The sequence below is a fragment of the Thauera sp. 27 genome (assembly GCF_000310125.2).
Classification (GTDB): Bacteria; Pseudomonadota; Gammaproteobacteria; order Burkholderiales; family Rhodocyclaceae; genus Thauera; species Thauera mechernichensis.
In genome coordinates, this window is sequence record NZ_AMXB01000007.1 from 52020 (window position 1) to 78797 (window position 26778).

A 26778-nucleotide genomic window follows, 5' to 3' on the forward strand; every position below is an offset into this window, starting at 1 on the left:
CTGAAACTCGAAAGCGCCGCGGCAGATGGCCGCGGTCGGAATAAAGTAGATATCCCCTGACGGAGAAAGAACATGGCCTACAGTGAAAAGGTCCTCGACCACTACGAAAACCCCCGCAATGTCGGCTCCTTCGGCAAGGACGAGGAGGGCGTGGCCACCGGCATGGTGGGCGCGCCGGCCTGTGGCGACGTGATGAAGCTGCAGATCAAGGTTGGCAAGGACGGCGTCATCGAGGACGCCAAGTTCAAGACATACGGCTGCGGCTCGGCAATTGCGTCGAGTTCGCTGGTGACCGAGTGGGTCAAGGGCAAGACGCTGGACCAGGCGCTCGAGATCAAGAACACCGAGATTGCCGAAGAGCTCGCCCTGCCGCCGGTCAAGATCCATTGCTCCATCCTCGCTGAGGATGCGATCAAGGCGGCGGTTGCCGACTACAAGAAGAAGCACGAAGCCTGAGCTTGTCTACGAACACAGGAGGAACCATGGGCGTAACGCTGTCAGAATCCGCTGCTCGTCACGTGTCGAACTTCATTGCCAAGCGTGGCAAGGGTGTCGGCATCCGGCTCGGCGTGAAGACCTCCGGCTGCTCGGGCATGGCCTACAAGCTCGAGTTTGTCGACGGTACCGAGGACGAGGACCTCGTCTTCGAGAGCCATGGCGTCAAGGTTGTGGTCGACCCCAAGAGCCTGGCCTATCTTGAAGGCACCGAACTGGACTTCGTGAAGGAAGGGCTCAACGAAGGCTTCAAGTTCAACAACCCGAACGTCAAGGACCAGTGCGGCTGCGGCGAGAGCTTCAACGTCTGAGCCGCACACGATGAGCATCGACCTTACGCAGGACTTTTTCGCCCTGTTCGGCCTGCCGCGCCGTTTCAAGCTCGACGAAACCGCGCTCGAGCAGGCGTGGCATGGCCTGCAGGCTCAGGTGCACCCTGATCGCCACGCCCACCTGTCCGACCTCGAGAAACGGCTGTCCATGCAGTGGGCGACGCGGGTGAACGAGGGCTTCCGCACTTTGCGCAAGCCGCTTGCACGCGCTCAGTACCTGCTTGAGCTGGCTGGCGTCGATACAGCGCTCGAGACCAATACCGCCATGTCGCCGGCGTTCCTGATGGAGCAGATGGAGTGGCGCGAGGCGGTCGAGGAGGCGCGGGCGGCCGCCGAGATCAGCGAACTCGAGGACTTGCATCGGCGCCTGCTCGCCCATGCGCGCGAAGTGCGCGCGCAACTCGCCCAACAACTCGACGACGATCACGACTTCGAAGGAGCGGCCGACACCGTGCGCCGGCTCATGTTCATCGACAAGCTCCAGCAAGAAATCGACGAGGCGCTGATCGCCCTCGAGAACTGAAAAGAACGCACGGAAACTAGCTGATGGCCCTGTTGCAGATCGCTGAACCCGGCATGTCTCCCGAGCCGCACAAGCACCGGCTCGCGGTAGGCATCGACCTCGGTACCACCAATTCGCTCGTTGCGACCGTCCGTAACGGGATTGCCGTGTGCCTGCCCGATGAGAGTGGGCGGACGATGCTGCCTTCGGCGGTCCGTTACCGCAGCGACGGCAGTCTTGAGGTCGGCCGGGCTGCGCTCGAAGCCCAGGCGGTCGATCCTCGTAACACGATCGTCTCGGTCAAGCGCTTCATGGGTCGTGGTCTCAAGGATGTTGCGCACATCGAAGCCATGCCTTACGACTTCGAGGACAGCCCCGGCATGGTGCGCCTGAGGACCGTGCAAGGCGTCAAGAGCCCGGTCGAGGTTTCGGCCGAGATCCTGCGTCGGTTGCGCGAGCGTGCGGAAGCCAGCCTTGGCGGGCCGCTCGTAGGTGCGGTCATCACGGTGCCGGCCTATTTCGACGATGCACAGCGCCAGGCGACCAAGGATGCTGCGCGCCTGGCCGGGATCGACGTGTTGCGCCTGCTCAACGAGCCCACTGCCGCGGCAGTTGCATATGGCCTGGACAATGCTGCCGAAGGCGTCTATGCGGTCTATGACCTCGGCGGCGGCACATTCGACCTGTCCATCCTCAAGCTCTCGCGCGGCGTCTTCGAGGTGTTGTCGACCAACGGCGATGCGGCCCTGGGCGGCGATGACTTCGACCACCGTCTGTTCTGCTGGATTCTCGACAAGGCGCGCATCTCGCCGCCTTCGCTCGAGGATGCACGTCGTCTGCAGATGAAGGCGCGCGAGGCGAAGGAGCTTCTCACCGCCTGCGAGCAGGCACCCGTCCACGTCAGGCTGGCCTCGGGCGAGGAGGTGGATCTTGTCGTCAGCCGCGACGAGTTCGCGGAAATGACCCAGCCCCTCGTGCAGAAGACCTTGGGTCCGGTACGCAAGGCCTTGCGTGACGCGGGGCTCGCTCCGGACGAAGTCAAGGGCGTGGTCATGGTCGGCGGCGCCACCCGCATGCCCCACATCCAGCGCGCCGTGGCGCGCTACTTCGGCCAGGAGCCGCTCACCAATCTGGACCCCGACAAGGTCGTCGCGCTGGGCGCCGCGATGCAGGCGAACGTGCTTGCCGGCAACCGTGCGGCGGAGGACGACTGGTTGCTGCTCGATGTCATTCCCCTTTCGCTCGGTCTGGAGACCATGGGAGGGCTGGTCGAGAAGGTCATTCCGCGCAATTCGACGCTCCCCAGCGCTCGCGCGCAGGAATTCACCACCTTCAAGGATGGCCAGACCGCGATGGCTTTCCATGTCGTCCAGGGCGAGCGCGAGCTCGTTGCCGACTGCCGCTCGCTCGCTCGCTTCGAACTGCGCGGCATCCCACCGATGGTGGCGGGCGCAGCCCGTATTCGTGTCAGCTTCCAGGTTGATGCGGATGGTCTGCTGTCGGTGTCCGCGCGCGAGATGTCCTCGGGCGTCGAGGCAAGCGTACTCGTCAAGCCATCCTACGGGCTGTCCGACGAGGAGATCGCCGGCATGCTGAGATCGGGTGTCGAGCACGCGGGCGAAGACATGCGCGCGCGCGCGCTGCGCGAGCAACAGGTCGAGGCAGAGCGTGTGATCGAGGCGACCGAACACGCGCTGGACAAGGATGGCGGACTGCTGGCAGTGCACGAACGTGACGCCATCCTGACCGCGATCGTTAACCTGCGCGCCTTGCTTGCCGGCGACGACCATCGTGCGATCAAGGCGAGCATCGACGCTCTCGCGCGCGCCACCGACGACTTTGCTGCACGCCGCATGGACAACAGCATCCGCACTGCGCTCGCCGGCCACAAGGTCGACGAACTCGAACTCTGATCCGAACACATCATGACCCAGATCATCGTCCTACCTCACGTCGAACTCTGCCCCGACGGCAGTGTGATCGAAGCGACTCCCGGCACAACCGTTTGCGACAGCCTGCTGGAGCACGGTATCGACATCGAGCACGCGTGCGAGAAGTCCTGTGCTTGCACGACCTGTCATGTCATCGTGCGCGAGGGCTTCGAATCGCTGAACGAGGCAACCGAAGACGAGGAGGACCTGCTCGACAAGGCCTGGGGCCTCGAGCCGCAATCCCGCCTGTCATGCCAGGCCGTGGTCGGCGAGGCTGCGCTCGTGGTCGAGATTCCCCGCTATACGATCAACATGGCTCGCGAAGGAAAGCACTGACATGAAGTGGACCGAGGTGGAAGAAATCGCCATTCAGCTTGCCGACGCTCACCCCGATGTTGACCCGACGCGGGTGAACTTCGTCGATCTGATGAACTGGGTGCTGGCCTTGCCGGAGTTCGACGACGACCCCAAGCGCTGTGGCGAGCGCATCCTCGAAGGCATTCAGCAGGCCTGGATCGACGAGCTCGCTTGAGTGCGCGCGCGACAGCGCCTCAGTAGGCGCTGCGTGCCGCGCTGTCAGTGGTCTCGTTCAGGTCCAGCCAGTAATGGCCAATGAGGCCGATGGCGCGCTCGAAGCGTTCGAAATCCACGGGTTTGCGGATGTAGCTGTTGGCGCCCAGGCTATAGGCCTGGCGCAGGTCCAGGCTCTCACAGGAGGTGGTCAGCACGACCACTGGCAGGGTGGCTGTGCGCTCGTCGGCGCGGATCCGGCGCAGCACCTCCAGCCCGTCGATGCGGGGAAGCTTCAGGTCAAGCAGGACGACGACGGGCAGCGGATTCGCGTGGCGGCTGCCATTGGCCTCGAGACCGAAAAGGTAATCCACGGCCTCGACGCCATCGTGTGCGACCACGACAGGCGCTTCTATCTGGTTCTTACCCAATGCGCGCAAGGTCAGGGTCTCGTCGTCGGGGTTGTCTTCGACAAGCAGGATGGGGCGCGCAGTTGCCATGTTGGATTCCTTGTGGCTCGTGCCCGCCCGATCTCGAACCGGGCAAGGCGATCTAGAGGTCCTCCCTGCGAAGCAGGAAGATCGAGTCATCCCCGCCAGCGGTCGACAGCCAGGTAAAGGGCAGGTCGGGGAAGGCGTCTTCGACGAGGTGGCGATTATGCCCGACTTCTACAGCGAGGATGCCATTCGGATTGAGGTGATCGCGTGCCTGAGCGAGCAGGGTACGCACGACATCCAGCCCGTCTTCGCCCGCGGCGAGGGCCATCTGCGGCTCGTGGAGATACTCCGCAGGCAGTTCGTCCATCGATTCGGCCGTGACGTAAGGTGGATTGCTCAGGATCAGATCGAAGCTGCGACCTTCAAGTCCGGAGAACACGTCGCTATGGACAAGCTCGACCCTCTCGCTCAGACCATAGTCGTTCACGTTCAGATGCGCCAGTTCAAGCGCATCCTCGGACAGGTCCGCCCCGGTGATGTCCGCGTTGGGGAACGCATGAGCCATCAGGATGGCCAGGCACGCCGATCCGGTGCACATGTCGAGTGCGCTGTGCACCGCTTCGGGCTCCTCGATCCAGGGGGCGAGCCCATCTTCAAGCAACTCGGCAAAGAACGAACGCGGCACGATGACGCGCGGATCGACGGTGAAACGGAAGTCACCCAGCCAGGCTTCGCCAAGAATGTAAGCCGTGGGGATGCGCTCGTCCGCGCGTTGTTCGATGGCTTCGAGCACTGAAATGCGCTCCTCGCTCGGTATGCACGCATCGAGAAAGGGTTCGAGCCTGTTCAGCGGTAGCGCGAGCGTACCGAGGATGAGCCAGACCGCCTCGTCGTAGGTGTCGGAAACGCCATGGCCGCAGAAGATGCCGGCACGGTTGAAGCGCGTCACGGCATAGCGCAGCCAGTCGCGTACGGTAACGAGCTCGGCGAGCGGTCCATGTTCGTGGCCATGGTCGTGATCATGATCATGTTCGTCCTGCGCTTGCTCGAAGTGATTGTCTTGCATGGTTTTTCCGGCGAAGAGGTTGGTCGTGCCCGATAGGAGTCAGCCCGCGGGCTGGAGCAGGGCAGCAAGCGTGCGTTCGTAGATCGCGGACAAGGGTTCGACCGCGTCGATGGCGACGCACTCATTGATCTTGTGAATGGTGGCGTTGACCGGCCCGAACTCGACCACCTCTGGGCAGATATCGGCAATGAAGCGGCCGTCCGACGTGCCGCCGGTGGTCGACAGCTCGGTGGTGACGCCGACGGTGTCGTGGATGGCAGCCGACAGTGCCCTTACCAGCTGCCCTCGGCCAGTGATGAAGGGCTTGCCGGACAGATGCCAGTCGATCTCGTAGTCGAGGCCATGGCGGTCGAGGATCTCGCAGGTGCGACGCTTGAGATCGTCCGCAGTCGACACCGAGCCGAAGCGGAAGTTGAACAACACCTCGCACACGCCCGGAATCACGTTGTTGGCACCCGTGCCGGCGTGGATGTTCGACACCTGCCAGGTGGTCGGCGGGAAGAACTCGTTGCCCTCGTCCCAGCGGATGGCGGCGAGTTCGGCCAGTGCGGGGGCGAAGAGGTGAATGGGATTGCGTGCGAGCTGCGGGTAGGCTACATGCCCTTGCAGCCCCTTGACGCGAAGCGTGCCCGAGAGCGAGCCACGGCGGCCGTTCTTGATCATGTCGCCAAGCGTGCTGACCGAGGTCGGCTCCCCGACGATGCAGTAGTCGATGCGCTCGCCGCGGGCTGCCAATGCCTCCACCACCTTGACCGTGCCATGGGTGGCGACCCCTTCCTCGTCCGAGGTCAGCAGCAGCGCGATGCTGCCTTCATGATCAGGGCAGGCGCTGACGAAGCGTTCGATTGCGGTTACGAAAGCAGCGAGCGAGGTCTTCATGTCCGCAGCGCCACGCCCGTAAAGAAGGCCATCGCGCAGGTTCGGCTCGAACGGGGGCGTGTCCCAGGCTGCGGCAGGGCCGGGCGGCACCACGTCGGTGTGGCCGGCGAGGCATAGCACCGGCGCCTGGCTGCCGCGGCGCGCCCACAGGTTCGACACGCCACCGGTGTCGATGCGTTCGCAGGTAAAGCCCAGCGCCTGCAGGCGTGCGGAGATGAGGTCGAGGCAGCCAGCGTCCTCAGGGGTGACCGAGGGACGGGCGATGAGCTCGCAGGCGAGGGTGAGCGTCGGGGTATGGTTGGCGTGCATGTGAAGAGTCGGTTGGGGGAGTATGGCGCGGTGGCGCGGCATGCCGCGCCCCTGACGCTCAGTTGTTGCTCATGTCGAGGGTGAATTCCTTGAAGGACGCCCCCTCTTCGTTGATGCCCTCGAAGTCCAGCGCCTTGCCTTCGCGCGCGCTCTTCAACGAGGGCGACTCGGGTTCGTTGATCTGCGCATTGTTGATCAGCCAGTGGAGGTTGGTTGGCGAGTCGGCATTGGCGAGTGCCTCCTCCAGGGTGATCGTCTTTTCGGTGTAGAGCTGGTAGAGCGCCTGCTCGAAGGTCTGCGAGCTTGGCGCCAGGGATTGCTCCATGGCCTCCTTGATGCCGTTGAGCTCGCCGCGCTCGATCAGCTCGCTGATGTGGCGCGTGTTCATCAGGATCTCGACCGCGGGTACGCGTTTGCCGTCAGGCTTGCGCACGAGGCGCTGGGAGACGATGCAGCGCAGCGCGACGGCAAGATCGAGGTAAAGGAGCTGGCGGTTCTCGATCGGGAAGAAGTTCACGATGCGGTTGAGCGCGTGGTACGCGTTGTTCGCGTGCAGGGTCGCCAGGCATAGGTGGCCTGTCTGTGCGTACGATATGGCGGCCTGCATGGTCTCGCGGTCGCGAATCTCGCCGATCAGGATGCAGTCAGGGGCCTGGCGCATCGCGTTGCGCAGAGCTTCGTTCCAGCTCAGCGTATCGATCCCGACCTCGCGCTGATTGACCACCGACTTGCGATGCTTGAACAGGTACTCGATGGGGTCCTCGACCGTGAGGATGTGGCCACTGCGGTTGCGGTTGCGGTGGTCGAGCATCGACGCCAGCGTGGTCGATTTGCCCGAACCGGTGGCGCCGACCACGAGGATCAGGCCGCGCTTGTCCATCACCACCTCGGTCAGCACCGCAGGCAGGCCGAGTGACTGGACTTCCGGGATGTCGCTCTGGATGTAACGCACGACGATCGCCATCGAATTGCGCTGCCAGAAGACGTTGATACGGAAGTTGCCCAGGTCCCGGCGCCCGAACGAGAGGTTGAGTTCCCGGTCGCGCTCGAGCGCGGCGATCTGCGAAGGGGTGATCGCCTCCTGGATGATGCGCTGGATCATCAGCGGGTCCATGACCTGCTGGTTGATCGGCATGGTGTGGCCCTGGATCTTGATGTGGATCGGGGCGCCTGCGGTGATGAAGATGTCCGAGGCCTTCTTTTCGGCCATGAGCTGGAAAAGGCTGTCGAAAATCATGGCTCCGGACTCCTGCGAATGTTGTGCGTGGGGGCACGCAGCCCCCGGCTGCGATGTGCGGCTTACGCTCCGCGCAGCAGTTCGTTGATGGCAGTCTTGGCGCGCGTCTGGGCATCCACCTTCTTGACGATCACCGCGCAGTACAGGCTGTACTTGCCGCATGCCGAGGGCAGGCTGCCCGGAACGACCACCGCGCCGGCCGGTACACGGCCGTAGGTGACGGTGCCGGTCTCGCGATCATAGATCTTGGTGCTCTGGCCGATGTACACGCCCATCGACAGCACGGCGTTCTCCTCGATGATGACGCCTTCCACGACCTCGGAGCGGGCGCCTACGAAAACGTTGTCCTCGATGATCACCGGGCCGGCTTGCACCGGTTCGAGCACGCCACCGATACCGACGCCGCCTGACAGGTGCACATTCTTGCCGATCTGCGCGCACGAACCGACGGTTGCCCAGGTGTCGACCATCGTGCCTTCGTCGACGTAGGCGCCGATATTCACGTACGAGGGCATCAGCACCACGTTCTTGCCGATGAAGCTGCCCTTGCGGGCCACGGCCGGGGGAACGACGCGGAAGCCGCCATCGCGGAACTGATCCGGCGTGTAGTCGCCAAACTTGGTCGCGACCTTGTCGAAGAAGTTGAGGCCGCCGGCCTGCACCACTTCGTTGTCGCGCAGGCGGAAGGAAATGAGCACCGCCTTCTTGATCCACTGGTTGACCACCCACTGGCCATCCTTCTTCTCGGCCACGCGCAGGGTGCCGGCATCGAGGCCTGCGATCACCTGCTCGACCGCGTCACGGATCTCGGCCGGAGCGGAGGTGGGCGAAAGGCTGGCGCGGTTTTCGAAGGCGTCGTCGATGATCTGTTGCAGAGCGTGCATTGGGGGTTTCTCTCTCAGAGGGTTTTGCAGAAATCGATGATGCGCTCGGCGGCTTCGACGCATTCGTGTGTATCGGCCACCAGCGCAATGCGGACGAAGCCGGCGCCCGGGTTGACGCCCTGGGCCTCGCGCGCGAGATAGCTGCCGGGCAGGACCGTCACATTATATTCAGCCTGCAGCCTGCGGGCGAACTCGGTGTCCGGCAATGGCGTACGTACCCAGTAGTAGAAGCCGGCATCGGGCAATTGAACGGGAAGGTAGGGGCGCAGCATGGGCGTGACGCGAGCAAACTTGTCGCGATAGAGACGGCGGTTCTCCTCGACGTGGGTCTCATCGTTCCATGCTGCCACCGAGGCGGCCTGGACCGCGGGGCTCAAGGCGCAACCGTGGTAGGTCCGGTAGAGCAGGAAGTTCTTGAGGATGCGCGCATCGCCGGCGACGAAGCCCGAGCGCATCCCGGGGACGTTGGAGCGCTTGGACAGGCTGGAGAACATGACGATATTGCGGAAGTCGGTGCGCCCCAGGCGCCATGCGGCTTCCAGGCCGCCGATCGGTTTGGCGTGGTCGTCGAAGTAGATCTCCGAGTAGCATTCGTCGGCTGCGATGACGAAGCCGTGACGGTCCGACAGCTCAAAAAGGGTCTTCCACTCGTCGAGCTTGAGCAGGCGACCGGTGGGATTGCCAGGCGAACAGACGTAGACGAGCTGGATGTCCCGCCAGGTCGCGTCGTCGATCGCCGCGAAGTCCGAACCGAAGCCGTTCTCGGGCAGGTTGTTGATGAAGAGTGGCTCGGCGTTGGCAAGCAGCGCAGCGCCTTCGTAGATCTGATAGAACGGATTCGGGCACAGCACCTTGGCGCCAGGGCGGCTGCCATCGACCACGCACTGTGCGAAGGCGAAGAGCGCCTCGCGCGTACCCGCCACCGGTATGACCTGGGTGGCGGGGTCGACCTGCGGCAGCCCGAAACGGCGCTCGAGCCAGTGGGCGATCGCGCCGCGCAGGGCATCCGAGCCCAGCGTCGCCGGATAGCTGGACAGCCCGCCCAGGTTGTCCGCCAGGGTCTGGCGGATGAAGCCGGGGGTGGGGTGCTGCGGCTCGCCGATCGACAGGCGGATCGGCTTCAGGTGCGCGGGCGGCTCGATGCCGGCAAACAGTGCGCGCAGCTTCTCGAACGGGTAGGGCTGCAGTCGGGCGAGGTTTGGATTCACTTTGATACGGATCGGGTACGCGCCGGGCGCGTCCGCGCGAAGTCGGTAGGGGCGGAAATGTTATCATGCGAAGCCTCTGCGCCCGTCCGTGGCGGCGCTGCCACGCTCTCGCCCCTGCCTGTTTCCCGAAGTGCGCCTCTCCAAGCTCAAACTCGCCGGCTTCAAGACCTTTGTCGATCCGACGACCGTGCTCACCCCGGGTAGCCTGGTCGGCGTGGTGGGACCGAACGGTTGCGGCAAATCCAACATCATCGATGCCGTGCGCTGGGTGCTGGGTGAGACTCGCGCGTCGGCGCTGCGCGGCGAGTCGATGCAGGACGTCATCTTCAACGGTTCGACCACGCGCAAGGCGGTATCGCGCGCCAGCGTCGAGCTGGTGTTCGACAACGCCGAGGGCAAGGCGGCCGGGCAGTGGTCGCGTTATGCAGAAATCTCGGTCAAGCGCGTGCTCGACCGCTCGGGCGAGTCCACCTACTACATCAATGGCGTCCATGTCCGGCGCAAGGATGTGATCGACCTTTTCCTGGGTACCGGGCTCGGGCCGCGGGCCTACGCGATCATCGAGCAGGGCATGATCTCGCGCATCATCGAGGCGCGGCCAGAGGATATTCGCGGCTTCCTGGAAGAAGCCGCTGGGGTGACCAAGTATCGCGAGCGGCGCAAGGAGACCGAGGGGCGGCTGCGCGACGCGCGCGATAACCTTGCCCGCCTCGACGATATCCGCATGGAGCTGGGCGAACGCATCGCCCACCTCGAGGCGCAGGCCGAAGTGGCAGCGCGCTACAACGCCCTCAACGGTGCGCATGTGCAGAAGCAGCAGCTGCTCTGGTTGCTCAAGCGTAACGAGGCGCGCACCGAACTCGAGCGCAGCCGCGCTGAGCTGGGTGAAGCCAGCGCGCGCATCGACACCGACAACGCGCGCCTGCAGGAACTCGAGGGGCGTGTCGAAGCGGCACGCGATGCCCAGTTCGCAGCGTCGGAAGCCGTGCATGTCGCGCAAGGCGATCTGTTTGCAGTGAGTGCGGAGGTGGCACGCCTCGAGACCGAACTCCAGCACGTCGGCGAGGCCCGCAAGCGGCTGGAGGCCCGGCTTGCCCAGCTCGAACTCGACGATGCGCACTGGCGCGCGCGCGCCAGTGCGCTGGGCGAGGATCAGGCGCGTTGGGAGGCGCTGGCCGAGAATGCCGCCCTGCGTGCCGAGCACGCCGAGGCGCGTCATGCAGAGGTCAGTGAGCGCCTGCCCGAACTCGACGCCGCCCGCCAGGCGGCCGACACTACCGTCGGCGCAGCACGGCGCGAGCTGGCCCACACCGAGCAACAGCTGCGCGTCGAGGACGCCAACCGCAACAGTGCCGTTCGTGCGCTCGATGCATTGGCGCAGCGGCGCGCCAGGCTGGAGGCCGAGCTGGGTGCGATCGTCGGCCCCGATGAGCGGGCGATAGCGGAACGCGAGGCTCGCCTGGAGTACATTGAAGATGAGCTCGAGACATTGCAGCACGCGCTTGCCAGCGAACAGGCACGACTGCCGGATACCCAGGCCCGGCTCAAGGCGGCGCTGGACCATGAGCGCATGGTCCAGCGCCGGCTGACCGAGCTGCGTGCCCGTCGCGATGCGCTGGCGCAGCTCCAGGCCCGACTGCAGGCCCAGGGCAAGCTGGGCGACTGGCTCAAGCGTCATGGGCTGGATGGCCTGGCCCCTTTGTGGAAACACTTACGCGTCGAGCAGGGTTGGGATACGGCGGTGGAGGCGGTGCTGCGAGAGCGCCTGGCGGCGCTGCTTGCTGTCGACGCCGAGGCGGCGCTGGCGGCTGCGCGGGTTGTGCTCGACGAGGCTCCGCCCGAATCGCTGGCCATTGTGCTCTTGCCGGCGACAGAGGGTGGCGTAGCTGCGGACTTTTCCGCGCCCGGCCTGCGGCCGCTGGAGGCGCTGGTCGACGTCACCGATCCCGGCTTGCGACCGCTGATCGCAGGCTTCCTGCACGGCAGCTGGGCAGCCGAGCACCTCGAGGAGTGGCTACCCCGGCGGGCCGAACTGCCCGCGGGCGTGACGCTGGTCGGCCCGCGTGGGCAGGTGCTGGATCGCAACGCATTGCGTCACTTCGCGGTGGACAGCCGTACTCATGGCGTAATCGAGCGCCAGCGCGAGATCGACATGCTCGCAGCGGAGCAGGCCACCCTCGAGGACGAAGCCAGCATTGCCCATGACGCGCTGGCGGCTGCAGAAGCGCATGCTGCCGCACTGCAGGAGCGTGTCGCGGAACTGCGCCGGGACTTGCAGGTGCGGCAGGCGGGCGTACATGCCGAACAGGTCGAGCTGCTCAAGCTCAGCCAGGCGCGCAGTCGCGCGGATGAGCGCCGTGGCCAGCTTGCGCGCGACCTCGACGACATCGTTCAGCTGGCGGCGATCGAGCGCGAACATCTGTCGCGAGCCGAGCTGGAGCAGGCTCGCGCGGCCGAACTCGCCGACATGCAACGCGCACGGCTGGATGCGGCGGGCGAGGTCCTGCGCGAGCGCGAGCAGGCGCTGCGTGAAGCACGTGCGCTCGAGCAGGCAACTGGCCGCGACCTGCAGGAGGCACGCTTTTCGGCACGCGAGTGCGACGGCAAGCTCGAGGACATTGCACGCAACCGACAGCTTGCGGACGAGCAACTCGCGCGTATCGCGAATGAGGCGGTGGTACGTCGGGGCGAACTCGAAGCGGCCGACGATCGCCGCAGCGTGGAAGCCTTGCACGAGGCGCTTGCGCTGCGTGGCAGCCGCGAAGCCGCGCTCGGGGTACGCAGGGATGCGCTCGAGGAGGCCAGTGCGGCCCTGCGTCAAGCCGAGGAGCTGCGTATGCGCACCGAACATGAGGCGGCGCCAGTGCGGGTCAGGGTCGGCGAACTGCGCCTGGCGGTACAGGCGGCCGAACTTGCAGTGAGCCAGCATGAAGAGCGCCTGCGCGAGGTCGCCGCCGACGAGGACGCGCTTGCGCCGCTGCTTACGCCAGAGCTCAAGGAGAACAGCCTGCAGCGCGAGGTGGCGCGCCTGGCGCGGGAGATTGCCGAGCTTGGGGCGGTGAATCTCGCTGCACTGGATGAATTGCGGACGGCTTCGGAACGCAAGGGCTATCTCGACACTCAGACCGAAGATCTCTTGCTGGCGATCGACACCCTCGAGGATGCGATCCGCCGTATAGACCGCGAAACACGCGAGCAACTGCAGGACACCTACAATACGGTCAATCGGCAGTTCGGCACGCTCTTCCCGCAGCTTTTCGGCGGCGGGCGTGCCGAACTGGTGCTGACGGGCGAGGAGATCCTCGATGCGGGCATCCAGATCGTGGCGCAACCGCCGGGCAAGAAGAACACCTCGATACACCTGCTGTCCGGCGGCGAGAAGGCGCTGACGGCGATCGCGCTGGTGTTCTCGATGTTCCAGCTCAATCCGGCGCCGTTCTGCATGCTTGACGAGGTCGATGCCCCGCTGGACGATACGAACACCGAGCGCTACGCGAACATGGTCAAACGCATGTCATCGCAGACACAGTTCATCTTCATCAGTCACAGCAAGATCACGATGGAGTTCGCACAGCAGCTGGTCGGCGTGACGATGCAGGAGCAAGGGGTGTCGAGAGTGGTGGAAGTGGACATCGAGGAAGCGCTGCGCCTGGCGGAGCCGGCGGCAGCCTGAGGCATGGGAATACACGGGGTCATTCGGGAACATACATGGACAGCGAACTTCAGATTGCGCTGATTGGAGCAGGGCTTGCCGCGGTCGTCTTGATCGTTGGCTACAACAAGTGGCAGGAGCGCAAGCATCGCCGTCAGGCCGAACGTGCGTTCAAGTCCGAGCACCGCGACGTCTTGCTCGAGCCGCGCACCGACGGTGCTGCAGCCGACGAGCGCCGCGAGCCGGGACTTGGGCTCGACGAGTCGCCGCGCCGCTTCAGCGAGGCGCCGGTCAAGCGCAGCGTGCCCGAGATTCCGAACTTTCTGGATGAGCGCGCCGACTGCGTCATCCGCCTGGAGGCCATCGAGGCGCTCGATGTGCACAAAGTCTGGGCGGCGCAGGCCGAGCAGCTCGCGGGCGTGAACAAGCCCGTGCGTTGGTTCGGGTTCAACGATGCGCAGAACGTATGGCAAGCGCTCGGTCCACACAGTGCTGGCGCCTGCCACTGGTTTTGCGCTGCGCTGCAGCTGGTAGATCGCCAGGGCTCGATCGGCGAAGGCGATTTCCTGCGCTTCACCGGTGGTGTGCAGCGTGTGGCGGATGCGGTGATGGCCCTGCCGCCCGGATTGCCGCAGCGCGCCGATACCTTGCGCAATGCGACCGAACTCGACCGCTTCTGCGCCGACGTGGACGTCCAGATCGGTGTCAACGTCGTTGCACGCGACGGCCAGTTTGAGGGCCGTGCGATCCAGCAGCTCGCCGAACGCCACGGTCTCAGCCTCGCCAACGATGGCTGCTTTCATGCCCTCGATGAGCGCGGGGCAAGCCTGTTTTCCCTCGGCAACCTGGAGCCGGGCCTGTTCGCGCCCGACGCAATGCGGCAGATCGTGACACAGGGCCTGACCCTGGTGATCGACGTTCCACGCGTGAGCGACGGCCGCGCCGTGTTCGACCGCATGATGCGCATCGCGGTCGACCTGGCCGAGCAGCTCGGTGGCGTCGTGGTCGACGACAACCGTGCGCCATTCGGTGACGAGGCGGCCAACCTCATCCGGGTACAGATCGAGCAGTTCCAGGGGCGTATGGCGGCCAATGACATCCCTGCCGGCAGCTCCCTTGCCCAACGCCTGTTTGCAGTCTGATGGATCTCTTCGAACATGCCCGGGCGCAGGGTGATGCATTGCGCGCGCTCGAAGCGCGCGCGGCCGAGTTGCGCGCCCTGATCGCGCAGCATGACCATGCCTACTACGTCCTCGACGCGCCGACCATCGCCGATGCCCAGTACGACGACCTGTTCCGCGAGTTGCAGGCGATAGAAGCCCGGCACCCCGATCTGAAGACCGCAGACTCGCCCACTCAACGCGTAGGCGGGCGGCCTCTGGCTGCCTTTCCGGCGGTACGCCACCGCATTCCGATGCTGTCGATCCGCACCGAGACCGACACCGAGGCGAGCGGGGCTGAGGGTTTCGACGCGAGGGTGCGGCGTGAGCTGGGCCTGGCGTCGGCGGCACCCGCCGTCGAGTATGCTGCCGAACTCAAGTTCGATGGACTTGCCATCAGCCTGCGCTACGAGCACGGCCTGCTCGTGCAGGCCGCCACCCGCGGCGATGGCGAAACCGGCGAGGACGTCACCAGCAATGTGCGCACGGTCAAGGCCGTTCCCCTGCGTCTGCGCGGCGCGCCCCCTCCGGTGCTGGAGGTGCGTGGCGAGATCTACATGCGGCGCGACGATTTCGAACGCCTGAATGTCCGCCAGGCAGCGGCAGGCGAGAAGGTCTTCGTTAACCCGCGCAACGCCGCCGCAGGCAGCATCCGGCAGCTCGACCCCACGGTCGCCGCCCGCCGACCGCTGTCTTTTTTCGCTTACGGCGTGGGCGACGTGGACGGCTGGCTGCTGCCCGACAGCCATGCACAGGTGCTCGATGCGCTCGAGGCCTTCGGGCTTCCGGTATGCGCGCACCGCGCGGTGGTGAGCGGCGCCGAGGGCCTCGCGGCTTTCCACGCCAGGATCGCCGGCCTGCGCGACAGCCTCGGTTTCGACATCGATGGTGTCGTGTACAAGGTGAATGCGCTCGCCTTGCAGCAACGGTTGGGCTTCGTCACGCGCGAGCCGCGTTGGGCCGTCGCGCACAAGTACCCGGCGCAGGAGGCGATCACCTTGTTGCGCGATATCGAGGTGCAGGTTGGTCGAACCGGCGCGCTGACGCCCGTTGCGCGACTGGAGCCGGTTTTCGTGGGCGGCGTCACGGTCACCAACGCAACCCTTCATAATCAGGACGAGATCGATCGCAAGGATGTGCGCATCGGCGACTGGGTGGTCGTGCGCCGTGCCGGTGACGTGATTCCGGAAGTCGTGGCACCGGTGCCCGAGCGCCGGCAGACGGCACTGCCGCGCTTCGTGCTCCTTGAACGCTATCCGAACTGCCCGGTGTGCGGTTCCCACGTCGTGCGTGGCGAGGACGAGGCGGTCGCACGCTGCACGGGAGGGCTGTTCTGCCCCGCGCAGCGCAAGCAGGCCTTGCTGCACTTTGCCAGCCGGCGTGCGATGGATATCGAGGGCCTGGGGGAGAAGCTCGTCGACCAGCTGGTCGATGCAGCGATCGTGAAGACGACGGTCGACCTTTATCGACTTGGTCTGCTTGCACTGGCAAACCTCGAGCGCATGGGCGAGAAGTCCGCGCACAACCTGCTGGCGGCGATCGACAAGAGCCGTTCGACAACGCTCGCGCGCTTCATCTTTGCGCTTGGCATCCGCAACGTGGGCGAGGCCACCGCGCGCGAGCTCGCGCGCCATTTCGGTGCGCTTGACGCGCTGATGGAGGCCGACGTGGATGCCTTGCAGCAGGTTGCCGACGTGGGTCCCATCGTTGCGCGTTCGATTGCCGAGTTCTTTGCCGAGCCGCACAACCGCGAGGTGATCGAACAACTGCGGGCCGCCGGCGTGAATTGGACCGAGGGGGCACCAGCCGAGGGTGCAGTCGGCGCACTGGTGGGCAAGACTTTCGTCCTTACCGGGACGCTGCCGTCGATGACGCGCGACGAGGCCAAGGCGCAGATCGAGGCGAGAGGCGGCAAGGTTGCGGGCTCGGTATCGAAGAAGACCCACTATCTGGTCGCCGGTGCTGAGGCCGGCTCCAAGCTCACCAAGGCGCTCGAGCTGGGCGTCACCGTGGTCGACGAGCAGGCATTGCGCACGCTTCTGAACGAATCGGATACAGATCGTTGATACCGCCGGTCCCGGCTTAAGGCATCATGGCGGGCTGCTGCGCCGCACAATCACATCATAGTCATTTCGGGTCGTTTCGGGCTCGCTATACAGCCCGGTCAGTCAATATGGGAGTCAGAAAACAATGAAGAAGGTCACCAAGGCGGTCTTTCCGGTTGCCGGCATGGGCACGCGCTTCCTGCCCGCAACCAAGGCCAGCCCCAAGGAGATGCTGCCGATCGTGGACAAGCCCTTGATCCAGTACGCGGTCGAGGAAGCGGTGGCAGCCGGCATCACCGACATGATCTTCATTACCGGGCGTACCAAGCGCTCGATCGAGGATCACTTCGACAAGGCCTACGAGCTCGAGACCGAACTCGAGGCACGCGGCAAGAAGGAACTCCTCGAGATTGTGCGCAAGACGGTGCCGAAAGGGGTCAACTGCATCTACATCCGCCAGTCCGAAGCGCTGGGCCTGGGGCATGCCGTGATGTGCGCCAGCCATGTCGTGAGCGACGAGGCTTTCGCCGTGATCCTGGCCGACGATCTGCTCGACAACAAGAACGATACGCCGGTACTCAAGCAGATGGTTGATGTGTACAACTACCACCGCTGCTCGGTGCTGGGCACCATGAACGTTCCGCGCGAGGAAACCCGCAGCTACGGCATCGTCAGCACGGAGACCCAGAACGGGCAGGTGCAGCGCATGACCGGCATCGTGGAAAAACCAAAGCCCGAAGAGGCACCGACGACGCAGGCGGTGGTGGGGCGTTACATCCTGACCCCGCGCATCTTCGATCACATCCGCGCACTCAAGCCTGGCGCCGGTGGCGAGTACCAGCTGACCGACGCCATCGCCTCGCTGCTCAAGGAAGAAGCCGTGCTGGCCTACCAGTTTAATGGCGTACGCTACGACTGCGGCTCCAAGCTCGGCTATCTGAAGGCCACGATCGAGTTCGGCCTGCGTCACCCGGAGACAGGTGGCGAATTTGCCCAGTACCTGAACGCCCGTTTCGGCGCAGAGTCCGGCGGCAGCAAGAAGAAGTAAGCGGGGCCGCGGGCGCTGTTGTAGGAGCGACGCCAGTCGCGAGCTTTTAGGGGCTCGCGACTGGCGTCGTGCCGTCAAACCCTCGCGGTTCGCCGCGCTCCTACAGAAAGACCCCAAGCCGCGGCCCGGTTGTAACCGCAGGACCCAGCGCCATCAGGGGCCGTAGGAGCGGCCCCTGATGCGAGCCTTCTCAGGCATGCTGGTCTTACGAAACCGGCCCGACCGTTGGCAGCCGGGCCAGTAATCAGGCTTCGGCCGCCTTTGCAGCGCGCTTGCGATCGTTTTCCTTCAGGTGACGCTTGCGCAGGCGGATGTTCTTCGGCGTGATCTCGACCAGTTCGTCGTCGGCGATGAACTCGATCGCGGACTCCAGCGTCAGCGCGATCGGCGTGATCAGGCGCACGGCCTCGTCGGTGCCGGAGGCACGCACGTTGGTGAGTTGCTTGCCCTTGATCGGGTTTACAACGAGGTCGTTGTCGCGCGTGTGGATGCCGATGATCATGCCTTCGTACAGCGCTTCGCCCGGGCTCACGAACATGCGACCGCGGTCCTGCAGATTCCACAGCGCGTAGGCGACCGCGTCGCCGTCGTTCTGCGAGATCAGCACGCCATTGCGACGCTCGGCCATCGCGCCGGCCATCGGACCGTAGTCGTCGAACACGTGGCTGGCAAGGCCGGTGCCGCGCGTCATGGTGAGAAATTCGCCCTGGAAGCCGATCAGGCCGCGGGCCGGAATGCGGTATTCGAGACGCACACGACCTTTCCCGTCCGGCTGCATGTCCTGCAGTTCGCCGCGGCGGCGGCCGAGTTCTTCCATGACGCCGCCCTGGTGGTCTTCCTCGACGTCCACCGTGAGCATTTCGTACGGCTCGCATTTCACGCCGTCGATTTCCTTGTACACCACGCGCGGGCGGCCAACCGCCAGCTCGTAGCCTTCACGGCGCATGTTCTCGAGCAGGATCGTCAGGTGCAGCTCGCCACGGCCCGACACCTCGAAGACGTCCGAATCGCCGGTGTAATTCACGCGCAATGCGACGTTCTTAAGCAGCTCCTTTTCCAGGCGCTCGCGGATCTGGCGGCTGGTGACGAACTTGCCTTCGCGGCCGGCCAAGGGCGAAGTGTTGACCATGAAGTTCATGGTCAGCGTCGGCTCGTCGACCGCGATCGGCTTCATGCCCTCGAGGCAGTCCGGGTCGCACAGCGTGACACCGATATTGACCTGCTGAATGCCCGCGATCAGCACGATGTCGCCGGCTTCGGCCGATTCGGCAGGGGAGCGCTCCAGGCCCTTGAAGGTCAGAATCTGGCTGACCTTGCCCTTGCCACGGTTCTCGTCGCCGTACATGACCACAACTTCCTGGTTCGGGCGCACGCGGCCACGCTTGATGCGGCCGATGCCGAGCTGCCCCATGTAGGTGGAGTAGTCGAGCGAGCAGACCTGGAGTTGCAGCGGGCCGTCGGCATCGACCTCGGGCGCCGGCACGTGCTCGAGGATGGCCTCGAACAGCGGACGCATGTCCTTGCGCTCGTCACCCTCGTTGATGATCGCGAAGCCGTTCAGGCCCGAAGCGTAGATCACAGGGAAGTCGAGCTGCTCTTCGGTGGCGCCGAGCTTGTCGAAGAGGTCGAAGGTGTGGTTGATGACCCAGTCCGGACGCGCGCCCGGGCGATCGATCTTGTTGATCACGACGATCGGCTTCAGGCCCAGGGCGAGTGCCTTGCGGGTGACGAAACGCGTCTGCGGCATTGGGCCTTCGACCGCATCGACCAGCAGCAGAACGCTGTCGACCATCGACAGCACGCGCTCGACCTCGCCACCGAAGTCGGCGTGACCCGGGGTGTCTACGATGTTGATGTGGGTGTCGCCGTACTGGATGGCACAGTTCTTCGACAGGATCGTGATGCCGCGTTCCTTTTCGATGTCCCCCGAGTCCATGACGCGTTCTGCGACCTGCTGGTTTTCGCGGAAGGTGCCGGACTGGCGCAGGAGCTGGTCGACGAGGGTGGTCTTGCCATGATCGACGTGGGCGATGATGGCGATGTTGCGAATGGCGCGGGACATGGAGGAGGGCGTGCGAAGTCTTTGAAAGGGCGAGGATTCTATCACGTGCTGCGGCGGCGCAGCATGGAATTATCGAGCCTGTCCGGTGACGTGCTAGAATCGCGCGCCCATCACGGAGAAGACCACGAATGCTTGCGATCATCGGCGGCAGCGGACTCACCCAGTTGTCGAACATGGAGATCGAGCGGCGCGAGGTTGTGCGCACCCCGTTTGGCGAGCCTTCGGGCGCGCTCGTCTTTGGCCGCATGTGCAACGAGCCCGTCGTGTTCCTGGCGCGACATGGATACGGCCACACGATTCCTCCGCATCTGGTCAATTACCGCGCCAACATCTGGGCGCTCAAGGATGCGCGGGTAAGCGGCATCGTCTCGGTGGCATCGGTCGGTGGCATCCGGGCCGAACTGGCGCCGGGCACCTTGATGGTGCCCGACCAGATCATCGATTACACCTGGGGTCGCAAGAGCACCTTCTTCGAGGGTGGCGATACCCCGGTGCGCCATATCGACTTCACTCACCCCTACGACCAGGCGCTGCGCCAGCGCCTGCTTGCGGCGATCTCCGCTGCGGGCGAGCACGCGGTCGATGGCGGTGTCTATGCCAGCACCCAGGGGCCGCGGCTGGAGACCGCAGCGGAGATCAACCGGCTCGACCGTGATGGTGCCGACATCGTCGGCATGACCGGCATGCCCGAGGCTGCTTTGGCGCGCGAGCTCGATCTCCCCTATGCAGCGATTGGTGTGGTGGTCAATTACGCTGCCGGGCGCTGGTCGAGCGAGGCGGGCATCCACTTTCCCGACATCGAGATCGTGCTGCAGGAATCCATGCTGAGGGTGCGCAACGTACTCGAGTGCTTGTGCAGGGTTTGAGGCCAGGGGCCGGAGCAAATCGCATGAAACGGATCGAAACCACATTCGAGCATGTGCTCTTCACCAGCCGCTGGCTGATGGCGCCGGTCTACCTGGGCCTGGCGATGGCGATGCTGTTGCTGCTGTTCAAGTTCATGAAGGAGCTGTTCGGGCTGTTCGCCGAGATCTGGTCCGCATCGGGGAGCGAGTTGATCATCGGCGTGCTCACCCTGGTGGACGTTGCGCTGATCATGAATCTGCTGATCATCATCATGTTCAGCGGCTACGAGAACTTCGTCTCGAAGATGGAGGACTTGCACTCCCACCGCGACCGGCCGGACTGGATGGGGCACATAGGCTTTTCGGACCTGAAGCTCAAGCTGATCGGTTCGATCGTCGCCATCTCGGGGATCGAGTTGCTCAAGGGCTTCATGAATGCCCACAACATGACCGACCGTCAGCTCGCCTGGATGGTGGGCATCCATGTCACCTTCCTGTTCTCCGGCCTGCTCTACGCAGCCATGGATCGCATTGCCGGCAAGGGGCACTGATCCCTGCGGCGGACGCCTGCAGGCTGCTGGGGCCGGATGGGCGCAAGGAAGAGACAAGGGGGCGAAAGCCCCCTTGTCATGTCTGCAGGCGGTCCAGGATCTCGCGCTCGATCTTGAGCACGAGCGCGTCCTGGTTCAGGGCCTGGCCAGTGAGCAGGAAGGTGTCTTCGACGCGCTCGCCCAGTGTGGCGATCTTGGCCGTATGCAGGCGGATGCCATGATCGGCAAGCACAGAGGCAACATCGAAGAGCAGGCCGGGGCGGTCGGCCGCGGTCAGTGACAGGACGTGATGCCGCCCGGCTTCGTCGGCGCGGATGCTGACTTCGGGGCTGATCGGGAAGTGCTTCACATGGCGCGACATGCGTCCGCGCGCGGGGCGCTCGGGCGCGCCCTGCTGTTGCAGGCGCACGGCCAGCTCGTGCTCGATCAGGGTCACGATATCCCTGTAGGATGCTCGTTGCCCCGGGTCCTGGAGCATGAAGCTGTCGAGTGCGAAGCCATGGCGCGTCGTATGTACCTTGGCGTCGAGGATCGAGAACCCCATGCGCCCGAAGAAGCCGGTTAGGCGCACGAAGAGGTCGCGCTGGTCGCGCGTGAAGACCATCACCTGGACGCCATCCTCGTCTTCAGCCACACGCGCCTTGACGACCGGTTCGGGCGAGTCGCTGCGATAGTAAAGCAGACGGGTGTGCCATGCGATCTCCTCGGCAGAGTGGCGCATGAAATACACCGGATCGAGGTGATCCCAGAGCGTGTTTTCCACGCCGGGGCGCAGGCCGTGGTAGCGCAGCAGGCGCCGCGTGTCCTCCAGTCGGTCATCCAGGCCCAGTGCCGCCTGCGGAGTTGCACCGCGCAGCAGGCGCTGGGTGGCGAAGAAAAGATCCTCGAGCAGCTTGCCCTTCCAGCCATTCCAGACCTTGGGGCTGGTGCCGCGCACGTCGGCGTGGGTAAGCAGGTAGAGGGCTGTCAGGCGGCGCTCGTCGCCCACCGTATCTGCAAAGCGCTGAATCACTTCGGGGTCCGAGGTGTCTTCCTTCTGCGCCACACGCGACATGGTGAGGTGGTGCTCGACGAGCCAGACTACGAGTTCGGTGTCCTCGGTCGGCAGTTCGTGCTGGGTGCAGAACTCCCGCGCATCGGCCATGCCAAGCGTCGAATGGTCGCCGCCGCGTCCCTTTGCGATGTCGTGAAAGAGGGCGGCGATATAGAGCAGCCAGTGGCGCTCGAAGCCGATGATGAGCCGGGTCATCAGCGGGTATTCGTGCGCATGTTCGCCCATCGTGAAGCGCCGCATGTTGCGCAACACCATGAGGATGTGCTGATCGACCGTGTAGACATGGAACAGGTCGTGCTGCATCTGTCCGACGATACGGCGCCAAGGGACAATGTAGCGCGACAGGATGCCGTATTCGTTCATGCGCCTGAAGCTGCGCACGATGCCGCGCTTCTGCTGCAGGATCTGCAGGAACAGGGCGCGATGCTCGGGGCGCGCCCGGAAGGCGGCATTCACACGGTTGCGATTGATCCACAGGGCTCGCAGCGTGCGCGCAGTCATGCCCTTAAGTTCGGAGCGCTGCTGCAGCAACAGGAAGCACTCGAGCAGTGCGGCGGGTTCGCGCTCGAACACATCCTCATGGCGGATGTCGAGCAGTTCGCGCACGACCTGGAAGCGGGGGTTGACCGTGATCGCCGCGCCGCGGTCGGGGAAGATCACGCTGCCGTAGTTCTGCAGCAGTACAGTGTTGAGCTGCATGACCATCTTTGCGGTCACGTAGTAGCGCTGCATCAGAACTTCGGATGCGCGTCGGGTCGCCGTGGGTTCGATGCCGAGGATGCGCGCGAGCTTCTCCTGGTGGTCGAACAGCAGCCGATCCTCGCTGCGCCCGGTCAGCAAGTGCAGACGGATGCGCAGGTGCTGGAGGAAACGCTCGACATTGCGTAGCTCCCCGGCCTCGCTTCCGGTAATCAGGCGCCGCCGCGCGAGATCCCGCCAGCTGCGTCCAAGACCACCGGCGCGCGCGATCCAGCCGAGCATCTGAAGGTCGCGAAGCCCACCGGGGCTCTCCTTGCAATTAGGCTCCAGTGCGTACGGCGTTTCATTGAAGCGCGCGTAGCGCTGTTCCTGCTCGAGCAGCTTGGCCTTATAGAAAGTGCGCAGGTCGAGGCCATCGCGGAAGAGGCTGTTGAGCAGTTCGAACAGCCTGCCGTCGCCGGTGAGCAGTCGAGCCTCAAGAAGACTGGTCTGGACGGTGATGTCGTCGGCTGCAGCCACTAGGCACTCGTCGATCGTGCGCACTGAATGGCCGATCTCGAGGCCCATGTCCCACAACGCACTCACGAGGCTGGAGAGCTTGCCCTGCAGTGCCGCATCGGCAGCCTTCGGTAGCAGGATAAGCAGGTCAACGTCGGAGGCCGGAAACAGCTCGCCACGGCCATAACCGCCCACTGCAACGACTGCGGCATCGGCAGGCATTGCGCAGTCGTGCCATAGACGGACGATCTCATCGTCCACGAGCTTGGCTCGCCCCTTGAGCATGTTGCCGGTGTGCGGGCGCGCCTCGTAGGCGGTGCGCAGCGCGGCCATGCCCTCGCTGAGCCGGCGCCTGGCCGCGGCGACGAAGCCCTGCAGTGATTCGGTGAGCGCGTCGTTCATGCGCCTTGTCCGTCTCAGTGTGTCGCGGCGAAACGGTCGGCGACGATGGCGGGCGGAGCGGGCGCCTTGGGCGAAACCGTGAGCACCTCGACGCCGGACTCGGTGACGAGAATCGTGTGCTCCCACTGCGCCGACAGGCTGCGGTCCTTGGTCACGATTGTCCAGCCGTCCGGCAGTTCGGAGATCGCCGCCTTGCCGGCGTTGATCATTGGCTCGATGGTGAAGATCATCCCCGGCTTGAGCTCGGGGCCGGTGCCTGCCTTGCCGTAGTGGAGAACCTGTGGCTCCTCGTGAAACTTGCGGCCGATACCGTGTCCGCAGAACTCGCGCACCACGGAAAAGCCGTTGCCTTCGGCGTGCTTCTGGATGGCCGCACCAATGTCGCCCAGTCGCCCACCCGCTCGCACCGCGGCGATACCCAGCCACATGCACTCATAGGTGATCTGGGTCAGGCGCTTGGCGATGATGCTGGCCTCGCCGCCGACGATGAACATGCGGCTCGTGTCGCCATGGAAGCCATCCTTGATGACGGTGATATCGAGGTTGACGATGTCGCCCTTCTTGAGTGCCTTGTCGCCGGGTACGCCATGGCACACCTGATGGTTGACCGAGGTGCAGATCGACTTCGGATAGGGCGAGTAACCCGGGGGCGCATAGTTGAGCGGTGCCGGAACCGTGTTCTGCACGCCGACCATGTAATCGTGGCACAGGCGGTCGAGTTCGGCCGTGGTGACGCCGGGCTTGACGAAGGGTTCGATGTAGTCGAGGACTTCGGCAGCCAGGCGGCACGCCACCCTCATCTGCTCGATCTCTTCCGGTGTTTTGATGACGATGCTCATTATGTTTATGGGTGCGAGTGGCGTGGGAGTTGGGGGAGGGAGGGGTTGAAAGCCCCTGCCAAGGACTGAAGGCTATCGCATGCGCCCCTTACCGGCAAACCCGGAGTGAATCGCGCCTTGAGTGCTGTGATTCTGACGTGATATTATCGCCGGCTTGTCTGTAGTGACAGGCAAAATCCGCACGTCCTGATGGAAGGGGTCTGCCGGGTCAGCGCTGTGGTGCCAGCACGCCGTTCAAGGGCTGCAGGTACCTGACGGCCTGCCGGTGGCGTTTTTTGCGGCTTGTTCGTTAGCATTTTGCGGCGAGCTTGCGCACCTCAGGGCGGAGGTACAACCCTTTGAAATTTGGAGTTATTCATGTCCGTTACGATGCGTCAGATGCTGGAAGCCGGCGTCCACTTCGGTCACCAGACCCGTTTCTGGAACCCGCGCATGGCCCCCTATATCTTCGGTCAGCGCAACAAGATTCACATCGTCAACCTCGAAAAGACGATGGCCAAGTACAACGAGGCGATGGACTTCGTCCGCAAGCTCGCTGCCAATCGCGGCAACGTTCTGTTTGTCAGCACGAAGCGCCAGGCGCGCGAGATCATCGCCGAAGAGGCGGGTCGTGCCGGCATGCCTTTCGTCGATGAGCGCTGGCTCGGCGGCATGCTGACCAACTTCAAGACGGTCAAGCAGTCGATCAAGCGTCTCAAGGAAGTCGAGGCGATGATGGAAGACGGCTCGATCGAGCGTCTGTCCAAGCGCGAAGCGCTGACCGTTCGCCGCGAACTCGAGAAGCTGCAGAAGTCGATCGGCGGCATCAAGGACATGGGTGGCCTGCCCGATGCGCTCTTCGTCATCGACGTCGGTTACCACAAGATCGCCATTACCGAAGCACAGAAGCTGGGTATTCCGGTCGTTGCCGTGGTCGATACCAACCACTCGCCAGATGGCGTTGATTACGTGATCCCGGGTAACGACGACTCGTCGCGCGCAATCCGTCTCTACGCTCGTGGCGTGGCCGATGCCGTGCTGCAGGGCCGCAGCCAGGTGCTGCAGGAGATCGTCGATGCGGGCGGCGACGAATTCGTCGAGGTCGAGGAAGAAGGTACGCAGGAACAGGCCTGATCCTCTGCACAGGGGCCGCGAGGCCCCTTTTGCAATCTGGTCTCCGTGGAGCGGCCGCCTGGCCGGGACTCCACCCATATCTGACACACAACCGAACATTCAGGAGCTAGCATGGCGGAAATCACCGCGAGCATGGTCAAGGAACTGCGCGAGAAGACTGACGCGCCGATGATGGAGTGCAAGAAGGCGCTGACCGAGGCCGGCGGCGACATGGACAAGGCTGAAGAGATCCTGCGCGTCAAGCTCGGCAACAAGGCTTCCAAGGCTGCCGCCCGTATTGCCGCTGAAGGCATCGTCGGCATCAGCATTGCTGCGGACGGCAAGCTCGGCACCATCATCGAGGTCAATTGCGAGACCGACTTCGTGGCCAAGAACGACGACTTCCTCGCGCTGGTGCAGAACTGCGCCGAGCTGGTGTCGGCAAACAATCCGGCCGACGTCGCTGCGCTGTCGGCACTGCCGCTGGGCGAGGGTACGGTCGAGTCGACCCGTACCGCGCTGGTCGGCAAGATCGGCGAGAACATGTCGATCCGCCGCTTCGCTCGCGTCGAAGCCAAGGGCCAGCTGTTCTCCTACATTCACGGTGGCGCCAAGATCGGCGTACTGCTGGACCTCGTCGGCGGTGACGAGCAACTCGGGCGTGACATCGCGATGCATATTGCGGCCTCCAAGCCGAAGTCGCTCGACTCTTCCGGTGTGTCGGCCGAGCTGATCGAAGCCGAGCGCCGCATTGCCATCGAGAAGGGGCGTGAAGCCGGCAAGCCGGAGGCGATGCTGGAGAAGATCGCCGAAGGTACGGTGCAGAAGTTCCTGAAGGAAGTCACCCTGCTCGGCCAGATCTTCGTGAAGGCCGAGGACGGCAAGCAGACGATCGAGCAATTGCTCAAGGCGAAGGGCGCAAGCGTCGCGTCGTTCACCCTCTACATCGTCGGCGAAGGCATCGAGAAGAAAGTGACCGACTTCGCTGCCGAAGTGGCCGAGCAGGCCGCAGCTGCTGCAAAGAAGTAAGAGGGAGATGGA

23 protein-coding genes are annotated in these 26778 nt (G+C 64.4%); 14 read left to right on the plus strand and 9 right to left on the minus strand.

Going from position 1 to position 26778, the window contains the following annotated elements; all coding sequences use genetic code 11:
• Window positions 1-72: 72 nt before the first annotated feature.
• The 6 genes from iscU to iscX are packed head-to-tail and all read left to right on the plus strand — an operon-like array spanning window position 73 to window position 3792.
• Entirely contained in the window at window positions 73-456 is a 384-nt protein-coding gene (iscU, locus tag B447_RS05190; RefSeq protein WP_002932459.1) for a Fe-S cluster assembly scaffold IscU, read from the plus strand.
• A gap of 26 nt (window positions 457-482) precedes the next feature.
• Window positions 483-806 carry an iron-sulfur cluster assembly protein IscA gene (gene iscA, locus B447_RS05195; RefSeq protein ID WP_002932457.1) on the plus strand — a complete coding sequence of 108 codons (324 nt, stop codon included), beginning with the start codon at window positions 483-485 and terminating at the stop codon, window positions 804-806.
• A 10-nt stretch (window positions 807-816) separates the two neighbouring features.
• Window positions 817-1350 carry a Fe-S protein assembly co-chaperone HscB gene (hscB, locus tag B447_RS05200; protein ID WP_002937372.1) on the plus strand — a complete coding sequence of 178 codons (534 nt, stop codon included), beginning with the start codon at window positions 817-819 and terminating at the stop codon, window positions 1348-1350.
• 23 nt (window positions 1351-1373) lie between these two features.
• A complete protein-coding gene (gene hscA / locus B447_RS05205) occupies window positions 1374-3242 on the plus strand; it encodes a Fe-S protein assembly chaperone HscA (RefSeq protein WP_002932451.1) in 1869 nt (622 codons plus the stop codon).
• 12 nt (window positions 3243-3254) lie between these two features.
• Window positions 3255-3596 carry an ISC system 2Fe-2S type ferredoxin gene (gene fdx, locus B447_RS05210; protein ID WP_002932444.1) on the plus strand — a complete coding sequence of 114 codons (342 nt, stop codon included), beginning with the start codon at window positions 3255-3257 and terminating at the stop codon, window positions 3594-3596.
• Between the two features lies 1 nt (window position 3597).
• Window positions 3598-3792 carry a Fe-S cluster assembly protein IscX gene (iscX, locus tag B447_RS05215; protein ID WP_002932441.1) on the plus strand — a complete coding sequence of 65 codons (195 nt, stop codon included), beginning with the start codon at window positions 3598-3600 and terminating at the stop codon, window positions 3790-3792.
• Between the two features lie 19 nt (window positions 3793-3811).
• Here the strand turns inward: iscX and B447_RS05220 are convergent, their stop codons facing one another.
• The 6 genes from B447_RS05220 to dapC all read right to left on the minus strand — a co-directional run bounded on the left by B447_RS05220 (window position 3812) and on the right by dapC (window position 9790).
• Complete coding sequence (locus B447_RS05220; RefSeq protein WP_002932438.1) at window positions 3812-4270, minus strand: response regulator; 459 nt, start codon at window positions 4268-4270, stop codon at window positions 3812-3814.
• Window positions 4271-4322: 52 nt separating this feature from the next.
• Window positions 4323-5273 carry a 50S ribosomal protein L3 N(5)-glutamine methyltransferase gene (gene prmB / locus B447_RS05225; RefSeq protein ID WP_002937375.1) on the minus strand — a complete coding sequence of 317 codons (951 nt, stop codon included), beginning with the start codon at window positions 5271-5273 and terminating at the stop codon, window positions 4323-4325.
• Between the two features lie 39 nt (window positions 5274-5312).
• Entirely contained in the window at window positions 5313-6461 is a 1149-nt protein-coding gene (dapE, locus tag B447_RS05230; RefSeq protein ID WP_002937377.1) for a succinyl-diaminopimelate desuccinylase, read from the minus strand.
• A 58-nt stretch (window positions 6462-6519) separates the two neighbouring features.
• Window positions 6520-7698, minus strand: a complete 1179-nt coding sequence (locus B447_RS05235) for a PilT/PilU family type 4a pilus ATPase (RefSeq protein WP_002932431.1) — start codon at window positions 7696-7698, stop codon at window positions 6520-6522.
• Between the two features lie 62 nt (window positions 7699-7760).
• The gene (gene dapD, locus B447_RS05240; RefSeq protein ID WP_002932427.1) at window positions 7761-8582 is read right to left on the minus strand and encodes a 2,3,4,5-tetrahydropyridine-2,6-dicarboxylate N-succinyltransferase; all 822 of its coding nucleotides are present in this window, start codon (window positions 8580-8582) and stop codon (window positions 7761-7763) included.
• Between the two features lie 14 nt (window positions 8583-8596).
• The gene (gene dapC / locus B447_RS05245; RefSeq protein ID WP_002937382.1) at window positions 8597-9790 is read right to left on the minus strand and encodes a succinyldiaminopimelate transaminase; all 1194 of its coding nucleotides are present in this window, start codon (window positions 9788-9790) and stop codon (window positions 8597-8599) included.
• 130 nt (window positions 9791-9920) lie between these two features.
• Here dapC and smc point away from each other — a divergent pair, with 130 nt between their 5' ends.
• From smc to galU, 4 genes are all read left to right on the plus strand, one after another.
• On the plus strand, window positions 9921-13463 hold the full coding sequence (gene smc, locus B447_RS05250; protein WP_232431533.1) for a chromosome segregation protein SMC: 3543 nt from the start codon (window positions 9921-9923) through the stop codon (window positions 13461-13463).
• Window positions 13464-13498: 35 nt separating this feature from the next.
• Entirely contained in the window at window positions 13499-14584 is a 1086-nt protein-coding gene (locus B447_RS05255; RefSeq protein ID WP_002937389.1) for a cell division protein ZipA C-terminal FtsZ-binding domain-containing protein, read from the plus strand.
• Window positions 14584-16668, plus strand: coding sequence for an NAD-dependent DNA ligase LigA (gene ligA / locus B447_RS05260; protein WP_002937397.1), 2085 nt, complete (start codon window positions 14584-14586; stop codon window positions 16666-16668). The genes B447_RS05255 and ligA overlap by 1 nt, the downstream gene beginning before the upstream one ends.
• A 124-nt stretch (window positions 16669-16792) precedes the next feature.
• Window positions 16793-17695, plus strand: a complete 903-nt coding sequence (galU, locus tag B447_RS05265; protein ID WP_002932414.1) for a UTP--glucose-1-phosphate uridylyltransferase GalU — start codon at window positions 16793-16795, stop codon at window positions 17693-17695.
• Between the two features lie 244 nt (window positions 17696-17939).
• On the opposite strand, the gene typA is transcribed toward galU, so the two are convergent.
• Complete coding sequence (gene typA, locus B447_RS05270; protein WP_002937398.1) at window positions 17940-19757, minus strand: translational GTPase TypA; 1818 nt, start codon at window positions 19755-19757, stop codon at window positions 17940-17942.
• A gap of 128 nt (window positions 19758-19885) precedes the next feature.
• Here typA and B447_RS05275 point away from each other — a divergent pair, with 128 nt between their 5' ends.
• Together B447_RS05275 and B447_RS05280 are read left to right on the plus strand one after the other, a co-directional pair.
• Window positions 19886-20623 (plus strand): S-methyl-5'-thioinosine phosphorylase, encoded by a 738-nt coding sequence (locus tag B447_RS05275; protein ID WP_002937399.1) that lies wholly within the window; start codon window positions 19886-19888, stop codon window positions 20621-20623.
• Between the two features lie 23 nt (window positions 20624-20646).
• Window positions 20647-21153 carry a TIGR00645 family protein gene (locus B447_RS05280; RefSeq protein WP_002937400.1) on the plus strand — a complete coding sequence of 169 codons (507 nt, stop codon included), beginning with the start codon at window positions 20647-20649 and terminating at the stop codon, window positions 21151-21153.
• A 76-nt stretch (window positions 21154-21229) separates the two neighbouring features.
• On the opposite strand, the gene B447_RS05285 is transcribed toward B447_RS05280, so the two are convergent.
• Together B447_RS05285 and map are read right to left on the minus strand one after the other, a co-directional pair.
• Complete coding sequence (locus tag B447_RS05285) at window positions 21230-23806, minus strand: [protein-PII] uridylyltransferase (RefSeq protein ID WP_002937401.1); 2577 nt, start codon at window positions 23804-23806, stop codon at window positions 21230-21232.
• A 14-nt stretch (window positions 23807-23820) separates the two neighbouring features.
• Window positions 23821-24645, minus strand: coding sequence for a type I methionyl aminopeptidase (gene map, locus B447_RS05290; protein WP_002937403.1), 825 nt, complete (start codon window positions 24643-24645; stop codon window positions 23821-23823).
• A 357-nt stretch (window positions 24646-25002) separates the two neighbouring features.
• Here map and rpsB point away from each other — a divergent pair, with 357 nt between their 5' ends.
• Together rpsB and tsf are read left to right on the plus strand one after the other, a co-directional pair.
• The gene (gene rpsB, locus B447_RS05295) at window positions 25003-25758 is read left to right on the plus strand and encodes a 30S ribosomal protein S2 (RefSeq protein ID WP_002937404.1); all 756 of its coding nucleotides are present in this window, start codon (window positions 25003-25005) and stop codon (window positions 25756-25758) included.
• Between the two features lie 111 nt (window positions 25759-25869).
• Complete coding sequence (tsf, locus tag B447_RS05300) at window positions 25870-26766, plus strand: translation elongation factor Ts (protein ID WP_002929150.1); 897 nt, start codon at window positions 25870-25872, stop codon at window positions 26764-26766.
• The last annotated feature ends 12 nt before the right edge of the window (window positions 26767-26778 follow it).

Bases quoted from the DNA above. Each gene is read 5' to 3' on its own strand.
- iscU (WP_002932459.1), top strand. From the start codon at position 73: ATGGCCTACAGTGAAAAGGTCCTCGACCACTACGAAAACCCCCGCAAT.
- iscA (WP_002932457.1), top strand. From the start codon at position 483: ATGGGCGTAACGCTGTCAGAATCCGCTGCTCGTCACGTGTCGAACTTC.
- hscB (WP_002937372.1), top strand. From the start codon at position 817: ATGAGCATCGACCTTACGCAGGACTTTTTCGCCCTGTTCGGCCTGCCG.
- hscA (WP_002932451.1), top strand. From the start codon at position 1,374: ATGGCCCTGTTGCAGATCGCTGAACCCGGCATGTCTCCCGAGCCGCAC.
- fdx (WP_002932444.1), top strand. From the start codon at position 3,255: ATGACCCAGATCATCGTCCTACCTCACGTCGAACTCTGCCCCGACGGC.
- iscX (WP_002932441.1), top strand. From the start codon at position 3,598: ATGAAGTGGACCGAGGTGGAAGAAATCGCCATTCAGCTTGCCGACGCT.
- B447_RS05220 (WP_002932438.1), bottom strand. From the start codon at position 4,270: ATGGCAACTGCGCGCCCCATCCTGCTTGTCGAAGACAACCCCGACGAC.
- prmB (WP_002937375.1), bottom strand. From the start codon at position 5,273: ATGCAAGACAATCACTTCGAGCAAGCGCAGGACGAACATGATCATGAT.
- dapE (WP_002937377.1), bottom strand. From the start codon at position 6,461: ATGCACGCCAACCATACCCCGACGCTCACCCTCGCCTGCGAGCTCATC.
- B447_RS05235 (WP_002932431.1), bottom strand. From the start codon at position 7,698: ATGATTTTCGACAGCCTTTTCCAGCTCATGGCCGAAAAGAAGGCCTCG.
- dapD (WP_002932427.1), bottom strand. From the start codon at position 8,582: ATGCACGCTCTGCAACAGATCATCGACGACGCCTTCGAAAACCGCGCC.
- B447_RS05255 (WP_002937389.1), top strand. From the start codon at position 13,499: ATGGACAGCGAACTTCAGATTGCGCTGATTGGAGCAGGGCTTGCCGCG.
- ligA (WP_002937397.1), top strand. From the start codon at position 14,584: ATGGATCTCTTCGAACATGCCCGGGCGCAGGGTGATGCATTGCGCGCG.
- galU (WP_002932414.1), top strand. From the start codon at position 16,793: ATGAAGAAGGTCACCAAGGCGGTCTTTCCGGTTGCCGGCATGGGCACG.
- typA (WP_002937398.1), bottom strand. From the start codon at position 19,757: ATGTCCCGCGCCATTCGCAACATCGCCATCATCGCCCACGTCGATCAT.
- B447_RS05275 (WP_002937399.1), top strand. From the start codon at position 19,886: ATGCTTGCGATCATCGGCGGCAGCGGACTCACCCAGTTGTCGAACATG.
- B447_RS05280 (WP_002937400.1), top strand. From the start codon at position 20,647: ATGAAACGGATCGAAACCACATTCGAGCATGTGCTCTTCACCAGCCGC.
- B447_RS05285 (WP_002937401.1), bottom strand. From the start codon at position 23,806: ATGAACGACGCGCTCACCGAATCACTGCAGGGCTTCGTCGCCGCGGCC.
- map (WP_002937403.1), bottom strand. From the start codon at position 24,645: ATGAGCATCGTCATCAAAACACCGGAAGAGATCGAGCAGATGAGGGTG.
- rpsB (WP_002937404.1), top strand. From the start codon at position 25,003: ATGTCCGTTACGATGCGTCAGATGCTGGAAGCCGGCGTCCACTTCGGT.
- tsf (WP_002929150.1), top strand. From the start codon at position 25,870: ATGGCGGAAATCACCGCGAGCATGGTCAAGGAACTGCGCGAGAAGACT.